Genomic DNA, 14516 nt, shown 5'->3' with positions numbered 1-14516 from the left:
ACCGTCGTCAAGCTCGTGGAGCTCACCCGTGCATGAGGAGAACAAGGCCGTGGACGCCGCCATCGAGGGCGAACTGAAACTCCTGGATCCCGAGGTGCGCCGCTCGCCCGAGCGGGTCGGGGCGCTGCTGCACCCGGAGTTCCTCGAGTTCGGTGCCTCCGGACGGATCTGGGACCGTGACGCGGTCATCGCCCTGCTCGCCGACGAACACGAGTCGGGGGACCTGGCCGGCACCGTCTCCGACATCAAGGCCACGCAGCTCGCCCCCGACGTCGTCCATCTCACCTTCGAAACGGACCACAACGGCCGCCGCGCGCGCCGCAGTTCGCTGTGGCGTCGCACCGGCCAGGACTGGCTTCTCTACTTCCACCAGGGGACGCTGTTCGACCCGGACGAGGAGTGACCGGCCGGTGCGGGCCCGGGGCCGCGCACCCGTGAACCCGCCCCGTCAGGCTCCCAGCGCCCCCACCGCCGCCAGCTCCGGCGTCCGCGCCGCGTCGTACCGCTCCAGCAGGACCCGCGCCACCTCGGGGGCCGGGCCCAGCACGTCCGCCAGCACGTCCGCCGCCGCCGCGCCCCGCGCGATGCGGTCCGGGAGGAAGCCGGGGGCGAGCACGTACGGGGCGACGGCGACGCGCTCACAGCCCAGGGCGCGCAGCTCCCGCACCGCGTCCTCGGTGCGGGGCAGGGAAGCGGAGGCGAACGCAGGCCGCACGGCGCACCAACCGGTGTGCCGCCACTCCCGCGCGATTGCTGCGATCACTGCGATCGCCTCCGGGTCGGTGGACCCCGCCGAGGCCAGGACGACCCCGGTCGAGGACGTGTCGGCGGGGGTGAGACCCGCCTCGTACAGCCGGCGCTCCAGCGCGGCGAGGAGCAGGGGGGACGGGCCCAGGACGTCCGCCTGACGGACACGCAGCCGGGCGGGCGCCTTTGCGAGGACCGCCGGGATGTCCGCCTTGGCGTGGAAGGCGCGGGTCAGCAGCAGCGGGAGGGCCACCACGTCGCGCACCCCCTCCGCCGCGAGGGACTCCAGCACCCCCGGCACGGAGGGGACGGTGAAGTCGAGGAAGCCGGTCTCCACCCGCAGCCCCGGCCGCAGCGACCGCACCCGCCGCACCAGGGCGTGCACGGTCGCGGCGTGCCGCGGATCGCGGCTGCCGTGGGCGATGACGAGAAGTACCGGTCGGCGCATGGTCGGCTCAGTCCTTCACCAGCAGGCCGCGGCTGCGCAGGACCCACCGTTCCAACGGGCTGAAGATCAGCAGGTCGATGGCGACACCCACGGTCAGGATCAGCAGGATCGCCTCGAACACCATGGCCATGTCGCTGGCGTTGCGGCCGTTCTCCAGCAGCTGCCCGAGGCCGATGCCGAGGTCCGGGAACGACGCGATGATCTCCGCGGCCATCAGCGAACGCCAGGAGAACGCCCAGCCCTGCTTCAGCCCCGCCACATAGCCGGGCAGCGCGGCCGGCAGCACGATGTGCCAGGTACCCTTCAGACCCGTCGCACCGAGCGTGCGGCCGGCCCGCACGAACAGCGGGGAGACCTGGTCGACGCCGGAGACCAGACCGTTGGCGATGGAGGGGACCGCGCCGAGCAGGATCACCGCGTACATCATCTGGTTGTTCAGGCCCAGCCAGATCACGGCCGGCGGCACCCACGCCACCGACGGCAGGGACTGCAGCCCGGACAGGATCGGGCCGAGCGCCGCGCGCACGAACTTCACCCGCGCCACCAGCAGACCCAGCGGGGTGCCGATCAGCAGCGCGAAGAAGAAGCCGAGCAGTCCGCGCGAGACGCTGGTCCAGATGTAGCCGAGCAGTTCGCCCTGGAGCCACGCCTGCCGCAGGACGTCCCACACGGCGCCCGGCGAGGGCAGCTTGGTGGGATCGTCGACGATCCTGAACGAGACCAGTGCCTGCCACACCGCCAGCACCAGGGCGACGGCGAGGACCGGCGGCAGGATCTTCTCGACGAAGGTCCGGCGCCACGGTGTGCGGCCCCGCTGCACCGTCTCCAGCGCGTCGAGCCCCGCCTCCAGACCGGCGAGGTCGCCGTCCTTGGCGGTCGTCTCAGTGCTTGCCATGACGGCGGATCTCCCCACGGAGTTCTTCGGTGATCTCGACGGACAGCTCCGCCACCGCGGTGTCCTCGATACGGCGCGGGTGCTCGATGTCCACCGTCCACTGGCGGGCGATCCGGCCCGGCCGGGACGACAGCAGCACCACCCGCCCGGCGAGCCGGACGGCCTCGCGCACGTTGTGCGTGACGAACAGCACGGACAGCCGGCCCGCGGCGGAGCCGCCGGCGTTCGCGGTGCGCCAGACCCGGGTCAGCTCGTCGTGCAGCACGTCCCGGGTGATGGCGTCCAGGGCCGCGAACGGCTCGTCCATCAGCAGCAGCCTGCTCTCCTGGGCGAGCGCCCGCGCCAGCGCCACCCGCTGGCGCATGCCGCCGGACAGCTCGTGCACCCGCTTGCCGTGGGCACCCCCCAGCCGGACCAGTTCCAGCAGCTCCTCGGCCCGGCCGCGACGCTCGGGCTTCGGCACGCCCCTCAGCTTCAGGGCGAGCTCGATGTTCTTGCCCGCGGTCAGCCAGGGGAACAGCGCGTGCTCCTGGAACATCAGCGCCGGGCGGCCGTCCGTGCTGATCGTGCCGGCGGTGGGCCGGTCGAGGCCCGCGACCAGGTTGAGCAGCGTGGACTTGCCGCAGCCCGAAGCGCCCAGCAGGGTGACGAACTCACCGGGCGCGACATCCAGGCTGATGTCGTCCAGCACGAGCTGCTGCCCGCCGGGCGTGCCCGGCGCCGGGAAGGTCTTCGAGACGTGCTCGATCCGGGCGGCGTGGGCGGCTTCCGTCGCGGCGCCGTCGGCGGCCTTGGCGAGGGTCGTGGCCATGATCGTCACCTCCTGGGACGTTTCTTCGGGGTCATCGAGGTCATCGAGGTCATCGGGATCAGGGAGATCAGGGAGATCAGGGAGATCATCGGGATCAGGGGTCAGCCGGCGCCGAGACCGGCGTCGTCGAGGGCGGGGGCGCCCTCGGCCGCGAGGACCTTGTTGAGAAGCGTGAGGTCGTAGACGCCGTCCAGGTCGGGCTTGTCCAACAGGCCCGCCGCGACGGCGTGTTCCGCCTGGGTCCGGAGGGTGGAGGCCAGCGGGTCGTCGGTGAACCGGATCGACTTCCACGCCGGGTCCAGTACGTCGGCGGGCAGGGCCTTGCCGGAGTCGGCCGCCAGCTGCTCGTTGGCGGCGGCCCTGGCCTTCTCCGGGTGGGCGTTGATCCACCGGTTGGTCCCGACCGACGCCCTGAGCACCGCCTCGACGGCCTTCGGATGCTTCTCCAGGAACTCCTGGCGCACGACGATGTTCGTGATGACGAACTCCTCGCCGGGCCACAGCGAGGCCTCGTCCAGCAGCACCTTCCCGCCCTCGGCGACCAGTTTCGACGCGGTGGGCTCCGGCACCCACGCCCCGTCGACCGACCCGGCCGCGAAGGCGTCCGGGGTCACCTTGTTGTCGCTGCGGACGACCGTCACATCGCCTCTGCCGCTCTGCGGATCGACCGTCCAGCCCTGCTCGGACGCCCAGTTGAGGAACGCCACGTCCTGCGTGTTGCCGAGCTGCGGGGTCGCGATCCGCTTGCCCTCGATGTCCTCGAGGGACTTCACCCGCTCCGGGTTCACCACCAGCTTCACCCCGCCGGACGCCGAACCGCCGATGATCCGCAGGCTCTTGCCGCGGGACTTGACGTAGCCGTTGATCGCGGGCGAGGGGCCGATCCAACCGATGTCGATCGAACCGGAGTTGAGCGCCTCGATCTCGGACGGCCCCGCGTTGAAGACCGCGTACCGCGCCTCGGTGGCACCGAGTTCCTTCTGGAAGAACCCCTTCCGGTTGCCCACCAGCGCGGTCCCGTGGGTGAGGTTGCCGAAGTAGCCGATCCGGACCGAGTCGAGGCCGTCGGTCTTCCGCGCCCCGGCGGCGATGTCGGCCGCGCCCTCGTCCTTGGCCTGGGAGCCGTAGCCGCATCCGGCGAGGGCGAGCAGGAGCAGTGTGGCCGTCACGGCGAACGCGCGGCGTGGGGCGGAGGTGGCAGGCACGGGAGGGGTTCCTCTCAAAGGCCCGGCGGTCACGGACTCTTAGGTCGCGGCCGGGCGGTCGGCGGGTTTTCGCCTACGGCGACGGGTGCTGAGGGCACGGGAACGGTGCGCGCACGTCATCGCGCACATCGGGCCACCCCGCCCTGCCCGCTCCCCAGGGCCCCACTCCCCACACGTCCGCCCTCCTTGGCGAACGTGACGTAGAAACCGGTGGAGTCCATGGTCAGAAGTCCCATCCGTCTTCCTCGTCCGCGCCCTTGACGGGCTCGGGGGCGGCGAAGGACTCGCCGGACATGCCCGCGGTGAGCGTGGTGCCGTCGTTCGGGTCGATCAGGATGAACGAACCGGTGCGCCGCGAGTTCGCGTACGAGTCGGCCGGCAGCGGTTCGGCGGTACGGATCTTCACCCGGCCGATGTCGTTGGCGACGAGCTGCCCGGGGTGCGGGTGCAGGGACAGGTCGTCCAGCGTCAGCCGGGCCGGGATGTCCTTCACGATCGCCTTGACCGTGCGGGTCCCGTGCTTGAGCAGCACCCGGTGGCCGACGGTCAGCGGCTGGTCGGCGACATGGCACACGGTGGCCTCGACGTCCTGCGTGGTGGCCGGCGCGTCCTTGCTCGGGACCAGCAGGTCACCGCGGGAGATGTCGATGTCGTCGGCCAGCAGCAGCGTCACCGACTGCGGCGTCCAGGCCGCCTCGACGGGCGTGCCCAGCAGGTCGATCCCGGTGATCGTCGTCGTCCGGCCGGACGGCAGCACGGTCACCTCGTCGCCGGTGCGGAACGTCCCCGCGGCGATCTGGCCGGCGTACCCCCGGTAGTCCGGGTGCTCGGCGCTCTGCGGCCGGATCACGTACTGCACGGGCAGCCGGGCGTGGCAGTGCGCCAGGTCGTGGCTGACCGGCACCGTCTCCAGGTGCTCCAGCACCGTCGGGCCGCCGTACCAGTCCATGTGCGCCGAGGGCTCCACGACGTTGTCGCCGACGAGCGCCGAGATCGGGATCGCGGTGACCTCCGGCACGCCCAGCTCGGTCGCGTACGCCGTGAACTCCTCGGCGATCCGCGCGAACACCGGCTCCCGGTAGCCGACCAGGTCCATCTTGTTGACGGCGAGGACGACATGGGGCACACGCAGCAGGGCGGCGATGGCGGCGTGCCGCCGGGTCTGCTCGACGACGCCGTTGCGGGCGTCGACCAGGATGACGGTCAGCTCCGCGGTGGAGGCACCGGTGACCATGTTGCGGGTGTACTGCACGTGGCCCGGGGTGTCGGCGAGGATGAACCGGCGCCGCGGCGTGGCGAAGTAACGGTACGCCACGTCGATGGTGATGCCCTGTTCCCGCTCGGCCCGCAGCCCGTCGGTGAGCAGGGCGAGGTCGGGGGCCTCCTGACCGCGGCTCACCGACACCCGCTCCACGGCCTCCAGTTGGTCGGTGAGGACCGACTTGGAGTCGTGCAGCAGCCGGCCCACCAGGGTGGACTTGCCGTCGTCGACGGAACCGGCGGTGGCGAACCGCAGCAGAGTCGTTGCCGCCAACTGCTCGACTGGCGTCATGCGTAATCCCTTTGCTACATTCCGTGGCGGCCGCCGGGTCGGCGGTTTCGGCCTGTGGAGCTGGTGTAAGACCTCGGCTTGGGTTCGTCCCGGGGGCTGTCGGCTGTGAAGCAGGAAGCCCGGTGAGCGATCGCCGGATTCTGTGGTCTGAGGGCGACAGAAGAGACCAAGTCTAGAAGTACCCCTCTCGCTTGCGGTCTTCCATGGCCGCCTCGGAGAGCTTGTCGTCGGCTCGCGTCGCGCCTCTTTCGGTGAGGCGCGAGGCGGCGATCTCGGTGATCACCTTCTCGATGGAGTCGGCCCCGGAGTCGACCGCGCCGGTGCAGGACATGTCGCCCACCGTCCGGTAGCGCACCAGCCGCTTCTCGACGCGCTCGCCGTCCTTCGGACCGCCCCAGTCGCCGGCGGTCAGCCACATGCCGCCCCGCCGGAACACCTCGCGCCGGTGGGCGTAGTAGATCTGCGGGAGTTCGATCCCCTCGCGGGCGATGTACTGCCACACGTCCAGCTCGGTCCAGTTGGACAGCGGGAACACCCGGACGTGCTCCCCGGGGGCGTGCCGGCCGTTGTAGAGGTTCCACAGTTCGGGCCGCTGGCGGCGGGGGTCCCACTGGGAGAACTCGTCGCGCAGGGAGAACACCCGTTCCTTGGCGCGGGCCTTCTCCTCGTCGCGGCGGCCGCCGCCGAAGACGGCGTCGAACTTCTCGGCGGCGATCTTCTCGGTGAGCGGCAGCGTCTGGAGCGGGTTGCGGGTGCCGTCGGCGCGTTCGCGCAGTACTCCGCGGTCGATGTAGTCCTGCACGGAGGCGACGTGCAGCCGCAGCCCGTGCCGTGCGACCGTGCGGTCGCGGTAGTCGAGGACCTCGGGGAAGTTGTGCCCGGTGTCGACGTGCAGCAGCGAGAAGGGGACGGGCGCCGGGGCGAAGGCCTTCAGCGCCAGGTGCAGCATCAGGATGGAGTCCTTGCCGCCGGAGAAGAGGATCACCGGGTTCTCGAACTCGCCCGCGACCTCGCGGAAGATGTGCACCGCCTCCGACTCGAGGGCGTCGAGGTGGGAGAGGGTGTACGGCTCGGCCGCACCGCCGGCGCCCTCGCCACCCGTCCCGACCGTGGCCACGGTTGTCATGCCAGTCCCCTTTCGCTCAGCAGGGCGTGCACCGCCGCGGCGGATTCCTGGACGGTCTGGTGCTGCGACTCGATGCGCAGATCGGGTGAGACAGGAGCCTCGTACGGGTCGTCCACCCCGGTCAGGCCGGTGAGCTCACCCGCGGCCTGCCGGGCGTACAGCCCCTTCACGTCGCGTGCGGAGCACACCTCGACCGGGGTCGCCACGTGCACCTCGAGGTACGACGTGCCGTTCGTCTCGTGCCGCCCCCGTACCGCGTCCCGGCTGTCCGCGTAGGGCGCGATCACCGGGACCAGCGCGGTGACGCCGTTGCGGGCGAGCAGTTCGGCGACGAAGCCGATGCGCTGCACGTTGGTGTGCCGGTCCTCGCGGCTGAAGCCGAGGCCCGCGGAGAGGAACTCGCGGATCTCGTCGCCGTCGAGCAGTTCGACGCGCCGGCCCTCCGCGCGCAGCCGGCCGGCCAGTTCGTGGGCGATGGTGGTTTTGCCTGCGCTCGGCAGACCAGTGAGCCAGACGGTGGCTCCGGTCGTCACGGCGGTCTCCTGGTTCGTGGGGGTCGTGGAGGATGTCGGAGGCGCTGAGGGCGCGGTCATGGTCAGCCGTGCAGTCCGCACTCGGTCTTGGCGCGGCCCGCCCAGCGCCCGGCGCGGGCGTCCTCGCCCTCCCGCACACGGCGGGTGCAGGGGGCGCAGCCCACCGAGGCGTAACCGTCCGTCAGCAGTGGGTTGGTGAGCACGCCGTGCTCGGCGACGTAGGCGTCCACGTCGTCCTGGGTCCAGCGGGCGATGGGGGAGACCTTGACCTTCTGCCGCTTCTCGTCCCAGCCGACGACCGGGGTGCCGGCCCGGGACGGGGACTCGTCGCGGCGCAGCCCGGTCGCCCAGGACAGGTAGTCCCGCAGGCCCTCCTCCAGCGGCCGCACCTTGCGCAGCGCGCAGCACAGGTCGGGGTCGCGGTCGTGGAGCTCCGGCCCGTACTCGGCGTCCTGCTCCGCGACCGTCTGCCGCGGGGTGAGCGTGATGACGTTGACGTCCATCACGGCCGCCACCGCGTCCCGGGTGCCGATGGTCTCCTCGAAGTGGTAGCCGGTGTCGAGGAACACCACGTCGACGCCGGGCAGGGCGCGGGAGGCGAGATGGGCGACCACCGCGTCCTCCATCGAGGAGGTCACGCAGAACCGCGGACCGAAGGTCTCGGCGGCCCATGTCAGGATCTCCAGCGCGGAGGCGTCCTCCAGTTCGCGGCCCGCCTGCTCGGCCAGCTCCCTCAAGTCGTCGGTGGAGCACTTTTCCTGAACCGCCGTCATGTCCGGTCCCCTCCCGTGTCGGGTCGCTCGATTCCGCGGGCGAGCAGCCCGAGGAACTTCAGCCGGAAGCCCCGGTTGCACGCTCCGCACTCCCAGGCCCCCGGTCCCTCCTCGCCGGGACGCAGGTCCTCGTCACCACAGTAGGGGCAGTAGAAGGGCGCGGCCCGCTCGCTCACGACAGAGCCTCCGCATCGGCGCGCGCGGCCCAGGTGGCGAACCGCTCGCCTTCCTCGCGCTCCGCCTGGAAGCGCTTCAGCACCCGCTCGATGTAGTCCGGCAGTTCGTCCGAGGTGACCTTCAGGCCGCGCACCTTGCGGCCGAACGCGGGGTCCAGGCCGAGGGCGCCGCCCAGGTTCACCTGGTAGCCGCCGACCTGCCGGCCCTCGGCGTCGGTGACCAACTGCCCCTTGAGACCGATGTCCGCGGTCTGGATGCGGGCGCAGGCGTTCGGGCAGCCGTTGATGTTGATGGTGACCGGCTCGTCGAAGTCGGGCAGCCGGCGCTCCAGTTCGTCGATGAGCTCGCTGCCGCGCTCCTTGGTCTCCACGATGGCGAGCTTGCAGAACTCGATGCCGGTGCAGGCCATCGTGCCGCGCCGGAACGGCGACGGGCTGACCCGCAGGTCCAGCGCCTCCAGCGCGTCGACCAGGGAGTCCACCCGGTCCTGCGGCACGTCGAGGACGATCATCTTCTGCTCGACGGTGGTGGACACCCGCCGCGAGCCGTGCCCCTCGGCCAGTTCGGCCACCTTGGTGAGCAGCGAGCCGTCCATCCGGCCCACCCGCGGCGCGAAGCCGACGTAGAACCGGCCGTCCTTCTGCCGGTGCACCCCGATGTGGTCGCGCCACTGCTGCGCGGGCATCTCGGGCGCCGGACCGTCGATCAGCCCGCGGCCCAGGTAGTCGTCCTCCAGCACCTGGCGGAACTTCTCCGCGCCCCAGTCGGCGACCAGGAACTTCAGCCGCGCCCTGTTGCGCAGCCGCCGGTAGCCGTGGTCGCGGAAGATGGAGGTGACGCCCTCCCACACCTCGGGCACCTCCGCCTCGGGGACCCAGGCGCCCAGCCGCACACCGAACTTGGGGTTGGTCGACAGGCCGCCGCCGACCCACAGGTCGAAGCCCGGACCGTGCTCGGGGTGGACCACGCCGACGAAGGAGATGTCGTTGATCTCGTGGGCGACGTCCAGCAGCGGGGAGCCGGAGACGGCCGTCTTGTACTTGCGCGGCAGGTTGGAGAAGCGCGGGTCGCCGATGTAGCGGCGGGCGATCTCGTCCAGCGCCGCGGTGCCGTCGATGATCTCGTCCTCGGCGACGCCGGCGACGGGGGAGCCGAGCATGCCGCGCGGGGTGTCGCCGCAGGCCTCGGTGGTGGACAGGCCGACCGCTTCGAGGCGCTCCCAGATCGCGGGCACGTCCTCGACGCGGATCCAGTGGAACTGGATGTTCTGCCGGTCGGTGATGTCGGCGGTGCCGCGGGCGTAGGTCTCCGACACCTCGCCGATCGCCCGCAGTTGCTCGGTGGTGAGCCGGCCGCCGGTGATGCGGACCCGCATCATGAAGTACTTGTCCTCGAGCTCCTCCGGCTCCAGCAGACCGGTGCGGCCGCCGTCGATCCCGGGGCGGCGCTGGGTGTACAGACCCCACCAGCGGAAACGTCCCCGCAGATCGCCGGGGTCGATCGAGTCGAAGCCCCGCTTGGAGTAGATCGTCTCAATACGTGTCCGTACGTTGAGACCGTCGTCGTCCTTCTTGAGCTGCTCGTTGCTGTTGAGCGGAGTGAAGTGCCCCGCGGCCCACTGCCCCTCTCCGCGGTGACGGCTCACCTTGCGGCGGGGGGTCGCGGCGGCAGGATCCTGCGGGCTGGCGGCCATGGCTGATACGTCCTTCGGGACAGGCGGGAGACGGCTCTGACCTGCGCATGACGATACAGGCGCAAGTGCGCGTCATCACGCGGGAGTTCAGTCGAGGAGAAGCGACGTGGAACGGAGTGGAGAAAGGCTGTCGGGTACTGCTGAACGTGCTCTCAGCACGCCGGACAGATGGCGCTGGACATACGGCCGAGGTCGACATGACGCCGACTCACCAAGGCGATTCCCGTTCCAGGCATGACGGAAGCGTGGCACGGAGATCTGGACACAGTCCAGCTTCATCCATGATGCGGACGTGCTTGTCTCGGAATGAGAGACGCACGTGTTCTTGGCGCCGGGAGACCCGGGCGATCTCGTCCATGCGTGCCAAAAGGGGCGGACGGCGCTGCCCGGGTGGGGCGGGCGCGCCGTCAGGCGGGGCGAACGTGCTGCTCAGGCGGGGTGAGCGTGCTGCTCAGGCGGGGTGAGCGTGCTGCTCAGGCGGGGTGAGCGTGCTGCTCAGGCGGGGTAGGCTCCCGGCCACGGGCCCGGCGTGGCGACCTCGGGCTCTTCCTCGACCTTGGTGTCGAACAGCCTGAAGCCCCGGCGCCGGTAGTTGTCCATGGCGTACTCGCCGTCCTTGCTGCACGTGTGCAGCCAGACCCGCCTGGTCGGCTTCAGGCCGGGTCGGCGCTCCGCCAGGTCCCAGGCCCGCGCGACACCGTACGACAGCAGGTGCCCGCCGATGCGCCGGCCCCGGAAGGCGGAGATCAGCCCGAAGTAGACGATCTCCACGACCCCGTCGTCCTGCGCCTCCAACTCCACGTACCCCGCGGGCGTCCCCCGGTCGTAGGCCACCCAGGTCTCCACGCCGGGCCGGTCCAGGTGCTCCAGCCACTGCGCGTACGTCCACCCCAGCCGGTCGGTCCAGCGGATGTCACCGCCGACCGAGGCGTACAGGAAACGGCTGAACTCGGGGGAGGGCACCTCGGAACGGACGATCCGCACATCCCCCTCGGGCACGGCGGCCGGCAGGAGATCGGCGGGCGCGGTCTGCTCCAGGGACCAGGTGGTCACGGTGATGGTCGTCATGCCGGAAAGGGAACCATTTGGCACGTACATCTGTCGAACGCCCGAGGGACGAGGGGGAGGAGCCCGAAGGAGCGGCCGGGCCGGACCGGCCCCGTCAGCCCGGCCTGATCCGGACGGGAGGCCCTAGTCCAGGGAGTGGTCGACGGAGTCCAGGGGCAGGGCGAAGAGCATGCGGCCGGACTGGGACCACACCTCGCCGGTCTCCTGCCAGTAGGAGAGGGACGCCGCCGGCCCGCTCCAGCAGCGGTGCGTCTCGTCCGCCCCGCACCGGGTGGGCCGCGCCCCCTCCCTGTCCTGCCGCCACAGCGTCCCGCGCTCCTGGGGCGTCCCGGTCATCCGGCCCAGGTACCAGCCCGACCCGTACGACAGCACGCTGCGCACATCCGTCAGCTCCGTCTCGTACGCCGCGACCACGTCCGCCTGCCCCACCGAGTCCGTGGCCAGCAGTCCCGCGCGGGAACGGTCGTCGTCGAACGCGTACCGCCACAGCCGGGTCGGCCCGTCGTGCTCCTTCGGCACCGCCTCGTGCGCGACCAGGCTGTCCGGCGCCGTGCTGCGGTCCAGCGAGATACCGCCCGGCTGCGGGGCGTTCACATCGGCCGTCCGGTACGAGGCGACGGCCGGCAGCACGTACCGCGCCCCGGCCGCCGACCAGCCGCCGGGCACCCGCCCGACCGTCGCGCCGTCCACGGTGGTCCGCTGGACGCGGTCCACGTCGTACACGTACAGCGTGCTGCCGTCCCCCCGGCCGGCGGTGACCAGCAGCTTGTCCTGGTACCAGACCATGCCGGACACGGGGGACACCAGCCCCCGGTAGTCGCGGCCGTCGTCCACCGGGACGGCGAGCTGCGCCCAGGTGTAGCGGAGGTCGTCGGGGTCGCCGGCGTCGATGAACGCGACGCGCGCGAGACCCTGGCCCGGGCCGGCGGCCGCGGGGCCCTCCGCCGGGGTGCCGTCCGCCAGGACGCCGCCCTGGCTCCAGCCGGAGAGCACCACACGGCTCTGCCCCCAGCGGCCGTCGTCGTCGGCGTCCCCGGACGTGGTGACGGCGCCGGAACGCCAGCCCTCGACGTCGGCGCCGTCCCAGCAGTACGCCCGCGTGGCGGCCGGCTCGACGGGCAGCGCCCGCCTGTCGTCCTCCGGACAGGCCGCCGCGTCCCGCAGGGAACCGTCGGTGTCGTCGAGCACGGCCCGGACGCCGACGGGCCGGCCCATCTCCGCGGAGAGCCGGTCGAGCCACTCCGGGGGCACACTGCCCTCGGTCAGCCGCAGCGGCGCGGTCTCGGCGGACGCGGTCAGCGGTTTCAGCGCCCCGGGGTCGTCGGCATCGGTGGCCTGCGACGTGCTGATCATGGTGGCCGCCGCGGTGAGCGCGAGCGCGGTCCCGGCCAGCGTCGCCCGCAGCGCCCTGCCCCGCCTGCGCCGACGATGTCTGCCGCGATGCTTCATAACGTCCTCCCGAGGCAAACCAACTGCGTCCGGTGGTCCGACCGTTGACCGTGGAGCAGGTGGGGTGGCCCGTAGAGGGATGCTACGGCAGGGGGACCCGCCGAGGGAGGAAGACCCTGCAAATGTGCGGAACGCGTGACCTCGGCAGCCCGGACACGCCCCGGAGCCGCCCCCCGGCGAGGGCGTTCGGTACCGACACGGGCGGCGGCACGTCGCAACCCTCCGCAACCCTGGTGGAGAGCCCCGCACTGTCCGAAGCTCGAGCGACGCCGTCCCGAACGGCGTCCACGGCTCCACGGGGCCTGTGCGGCGGGGGTGGTGCCGTGTCGGCGCGGCACCACCCCCGCGTCACGCCGGCTCCGGCCGGGCCCGCGCCACGACCGCCGCGAGATCGAGGGTGTGCGGCAGCGTCCCGAACGACGCGCCCCCGTCACCGCCCAGCCGGGCCGCACAGAACGCGTCGGCGACCTGCGGCGGCGCGTACCGCACCAGCAGCGAGCCCTGGAGCACCAGCGCGAGCCGCTCCACCAGCCGCCGCGCCCGCCCCTCGACACCCTCCAGATCGGCCAGCCCGGTCAGCAGGTCCCTGATCGCGCCGTCCAGCCGGTGATCGGCCCCGCGGGCCTGCCCGACCTCCCGCAGATACGCGTCCAGCGCCCCCGGCTCCCGGCGCAGTACCCGCAGCACGTCCAGCGCCTGGACGTTGCCCGCGCCCTCCCACACCGAGTTCAGCGGCGACTCGCGCACCAGCCGGGGCATCCCCGACTCCTCCACGTACCCGTTGCCGCCCAGGCACTCCGCCGCCTCCACGACGAGCGGCGCACACCGCTTGGTCACCCAGTACTTGGCCGCCGGCACCGCGATCCGCAGCAGCGCCCGCTCCTGCTCGCCCCCGTCGTCACAGGCCGCGGCCAGCCGCAGTGCCAGCGCGGTGGCCGCCTCCGACTCCAGCGCGAGATCGGCCAGCACGTTGCGCATCAGCGGCTGGTCGACCAGCTTCTCGCCGAACGCCTTCCGGTGGGCGCAGTGGTGCACCGCCTGCGCGACGGCCTGCCGCATCAGCCCCGCCGAGCCCAGGACGCAGTCCAGCCGGGTCGCCGCCACCATCCCGATGATGGTGTGCACCCCGCGCCCCTCGTCCCCGACCCGCCGCGCCCAGGTCCCCGCGAACTCGACCTCGGCGGACGCGTTGGACCGGTTGCCCAGCTTGTCCTTGAGCCGCTGGAGGAGGAACACGTTGCGCGAGCCGTCCGCGAGCACCCGCGGCACCAGGAAACACGTGAGTCCGCCGGGTGCCTGCGCCAGCACCAGGAACGCGTCCGACATGGGCGCCGAGCAGAACCACTTGTGCCCGGTCAGCTCGTACGCGCCGTCCTCGGCCAGCGGCCGCGCGGACGTCGTGTTGGCGCGGACGTCGCTGCCGCCCTGCTTCTCCGTCATGCCCATCCCGAAGAGCACACCGGCCTTCTCGTGGGCCGGCCGCAGGCCCCGGTCGTACACCGGCGACGCCAGCCGCGGCTCCCACTCGGCGGCCAGCGCCGGATCCGCGCGCAGGGCGGGCACGGCCGCGTGCGTCATCGACAGCGGGCAGCAGGTGCCGGCCTCGACCTGCGTCCACACCACGAACGCCGCCGCCCGCCGCACATGCCCGCCCGGCCGCCCCCACGCGCCGGTCAGCCCCGCCGAGACCCCCTTGCCGAGCAGCCGGTGCCAGGCCGGATGGAAGTCGACCTCGTCGATCCGGTGCCCGTACCGGTCGTGGCTGCGCAGCCGCGGCGGGTTCGCGTCGGCCAGCACCCCCCACTCCTGCACCTGCGCGGAACCGGAGGTCCGGCCGAGCGCCGACAGTTCGGACCGGCCCTCGTCCAGTACCGCCGGGTCCAGATGCCGCTCGACCGCCTCCGTCAGCGCCCGGTCGGCGGTGAACACGTCGTACTGCGTCAGCGGCGGTGCCTGGTTGGTCACGGTGTGGGTGCTCCCTGCCATGGCGACGAACCTACCCGCCGCCCCCGCCACCCGTCTCACCTCGTGACCCTTCG

The 14516-nt window shown here is 72.1% G+C and carries 15 protein-coding genes; 1 reads left to right on the top strand and 14 read right to left on the bottom strand.

The window, feature by feature from the left end; all coding sequences use genetic code 11:
• Positions 1–28: 28 nt before the first annotated feature.
• Positions 29–403 (top strand): nuclear transport factor 2 family protein, encoded by a 375-nt coding sequence (locus tag ACTWJ9_RS05385; RefSeq protein ID WP_279333026.1) that lies wholly within the window; start codon positions 29–31, stop codon positions 401–403.
• Positions 404–448: 45 nt separating this feature from the next.
• Here the strand turns inward: ACTWJ9_RS05385 and ACTWJ9_RS05380 are convergent, their stop codons facing one another.
• From ACTWJ9_RS05380 to ACTWJ9_RS05315, 14 genes are all read right to left on the bottom strand, one after another.
• Complete coding sequence (locus tag ACTWJ9_RS05380) at positions 449–1195, bottom strand: sirohydrochlorin chelatase (protein ID WP_279333025.1); 747 nt, start codon at positions 1193–1195, stop codon at positions 449–451.
• A gap of 7 nt (positions 1196–1202) precedes the next feature.
• The gene (locus tag ACTWJ9_RS05375) at positions 1203–2090 is read right to left on the bottom strand and encodes an ABC transporter permease (RefSeq protein ID WP_279333024.1); all 888 of its coding nucleotides are present in this window, start codon (positions 2088–2090) and stop codon (positions 1203–1205) included.
• On the bottom strand, positions 2077–2901 hold the full coding sequence (locus ACTWJ9_RS05370; protein WP_279333023.1) for an ABC transporter ATP-binding protein: 825 nt from the start codon (positions 2899–2901) through the stop codon (positions 2077–2079). Before ACTWJ9_RS05370 ends, ACTWJ9_RS05375 begins: the two co-directional genes overlap by 14 nt.
• Before the next feature lie 101 nt (positions 2902–3002).
• Positions 3003–4106, bottom strand: a complete 1104-nt coding sequence (locus ACTWJ9_RS05365; protein ID WP_279333022.1) for an aliphatic sulfonate ABC transporter substrate-binding protein — start codon at positions 4104–4106, stop codon at positions 3003–3005.
• Between the two features lie 223 nt (positions 4107–4329).
• Entirely contained in the window at positions 4330–5658 is a 1329-nt protein-coding gene (locus tag ACTWJ9_RS05360) for a sulfate adenylyltransferase subunit 1 (protein WP_387037842.1), read from the bottom strand.
• Positions 5659–5830: 172 nt separating this feature from the next.
• Positions 5831–6784 carry a sulfate adenylyltransferase subunit CysD gene (gene cysD / locus ACTWJ9_RS05355; protein WP_279333020.1) on the bottom strand — a complete coding sequence of 318 codons (954 nt, stop codon included), beginning with the start codon at positions 6782–6784 and terminating at the stop codon, positions 5831–5833.
• Positions 6781–7317, bottom strand: coding sequence for an adenylyl-sulfate kinase (gene cysC / locus ACTWJ9_RS05350; protein WP_384200012.1), 537 nt, complete (start codon positions 7315–7317; stop codon positions 6781–6783). Before cysC ends, cysD begins: the two co-directional genes overlap by 4 nt.
• A gap of 62 nt (positions 7318–7379) precedes the next feature.
• Positions 7380–8090: a phosphoadenylyl-sulfate reductase gene (locus ACTWJ9_RS05345; protein ID WP_387037849.1), complete on the bottom strand. Its 711-nt coding sequence runs from the start codon at positions 8088–8090 to the stop codon at positions 7380–7382.
• Positions 8087–8266: a hypothetical protein gene (locus tag ACTWJ9_RS05340; protein ID WP_384200008.1), complete on the bottom strand. Its 180-nt coding sequence runs from the start codon at positions 8264–8266 to the stop codon at positions 8087–8089. The genes ACTWJ9_RS05345 and ACTWJ9_RS05340 overlap by 4 nt, the downstream gene beginning before the upstream one ends.
• Positions 8263–9960 carry a nitrite/sulfite reductase gene (locus ACTWJ9_RS05335; RefSeq protein WP_443295261.1) on the bottom strand — a complete coding sequence of 566 codons (1698 nt, stop codon included), beginning with the start codon at positions 9958–9960 and terminating at the stop codon, positions 8263–8265. The genes ACTWJ9_RS05340 and ACTWJ9_RS05335 overlap by 4 nt, the downstream gene beginning before the upstream one ends.
• Before the next feature lie 152 nt (positions 9961–10112).
• Entirely contained in the window at positions 10113–10196 is an 84-nt protein-coding gene (locus ACTWJ9_RS05330; RefSeq protein WP_341483713.1) for a putative leader peptide, read from the bottom strand.
• Positions 10197–10455: 259 nt separating this feature from the next.
• Entirely contained in the window at positions 10456–11028 is a 573-nt protein-coding gene (locus tag ACTWJ9_RS05325; RefSeq protein WP_387037853.1) for a GNAT family N-acetyltransferase, read from the bottom strand.
• Between the two features lie 123 nt (positions 11029–11151).
• Complete coding sequence (locus ACTWJ9_RS05320) at positions 11152–12477, bottom strand: hypothetical protein (RefSeq protein ID WP_443295260.1); 1326 nt, start codon at positions 12475–12477, stop codon at positions 11152–11154.
• A 348-nt stretch (positions 12478–12825) separates the two neighbouring features.
• Complete coding sequence (locus tag ACTWJ9_RS05315; protein WP_387037856.1) at positions 12826–14463, bottom strand: acyl-CoA dehydrogenase family protein; 1638 nt, start codon at positions 14461–14463, stop codon at positions 12826–12828.
• Positions 14464–14516: the final 53 nt, after the last annotated feature.

Origin of the sequence: Streptomyces sp. GDS52 (assembly GCF_052246875.1) — a bacterium.
Classification (GTDB): domain Bacteria; phylum Actinomycetota; class Actinomycetes; order Streptomycetales; family Streptomycetaceae; genus Streptomyces; species Streptomyces cathayae.
The sequence above is the reverse complement of the archived record's forward strand: the minus strand, read 5'-3'. Positions and strand labels throughout refer to the sequence as shown.

Coding starts and splice junctions, on each gene's coding strand:
- ACTWJ9_RS05380 (WP_279333025.1), bottom strand. CDS start 1,195: ATGCGCCGACCGGTACTTCTCGTCATCGCCCACGGCAGCCGCGATCCG.
- ACTWJ9_RS05375 (WP_279333024.1), bottom strand. CDS start 2,090: ATGGCAAGCACTGAGACGACCGCCAAGGACGGCGACCTCGCCGGTCTG.
- ACTWJ9_RS05370 (WP_279333023.1), bottom strand. CDS start 2,901: ATGGCCACGACCCTCGCCAAGGCCGCCGACGGCGCCGCGACGGAAGCC.
- ACTWJ9_RS05360 (WP_387037842.1), bottom strand. CDS start 5,658: ATGACGCCAGTCGAGCAGTTGGCGGCAACGACTCTGCTGCGGTTCGCC.
- cysD (WP_279333020.1), bottom strand. CDS start 6,784: ATGACAACCGTGGCCACGGTCGGGACGGGTGGCGAGGGCGCCGGCGGT.
- ACTWJ9_RS05345 (WP_387037849.1), bottom strand. CDS start 8,090: ATGACGGCGGTTCAGGAAAAGTGCTCCACCGACGACTTGAGGGAGCTG.
- ACTWJ9_RS05335 (WP_443295261.1), bottom strand. CDS start 9,960: ATGGCCGCCAGCCCGCAGGATCCTGCCGCCGCGACCCCCCGCCGCAAG.
- ACTWJ9_RS05330 (WP_341483713.1), bottom strand. CDS start 10,196: ATGCCTGGAACGGGAATCGCCTTGGTGAGTCGGCGTCATGTCGACCTC.
- ACTWJ9_RS05325 (WP_387037853.1), bottom strand. CDS start 11,028: ATGACGACCATCACCGTGACCACCTGGTCCCTGGAGCAGACCGCGCCC.
- ACTWJ9_RS05320 (WP_443295260.1), bottom strand. CDS start 12,477: ATGAAGCATCGCGGCAGACATCGTCGGCGCAGGCGGGGCAGGGCGCTG.
- ACTWJ9_RS05315 (WP_387037856.1), bottom strand. CDS start 14,463: ATGGCAGGGAGCACCCACACCGTGACCAACCAGGCACCGCCGCTGACG.